This window comes from Enterobacter cloacae complex sp.6700776 (assembly GCF_048284255.1).
GTDB lineage: Bacteria > Pseudomonadota > Gammaproteobacteria > Enterobacterales > Enterobacteriaceae > Enterobacter > Enterobacter intestinihominis.
On the sequence record NZ_JBLVYK010000303.1, the window covers coordinates 1 to 267 of the forward strand.

Below are 267 nucleotides of genomic sequence, written 5' to 3' on the forward strand. Positions count from 1 at the left end.
CCACACCGCTGGCGTTCAGCGCGTAGGCTTCGATATCGTCGGTCGGGTCATACGTGGACTTGTCACGCTTGCTCCACTCCGTGCCGCCGGACTGCGTGATGTTATTCTCCTCACTGCGGCCCATATCCACCTCAACCGGATCGAAGGCTTCACCGGTCATGGTGTATTTGCCCTTAAGCACGGCAGAAATTGCCTGCATCTCTTCGACCTGAGCAATGGCCAGCTCTTCGTCACGCATGTTCTGCATGATGATGCGACGGCGGCGGT

1 protein-coding gene is annotated in these 267 nt (G+C 58.1%); it reads right to left on the bottom strand.

Going from position 1 to position 267, the window contains the following annotated elements; all coding sequences use genetic code 11:
* A partial coding sequence (locus ACNQ0T_RS24360) for a major capsid protein (protein WP_417930514.1) occupies nucleotides 1-267 on the bottom strand: 267 nt, incomplete at both ends.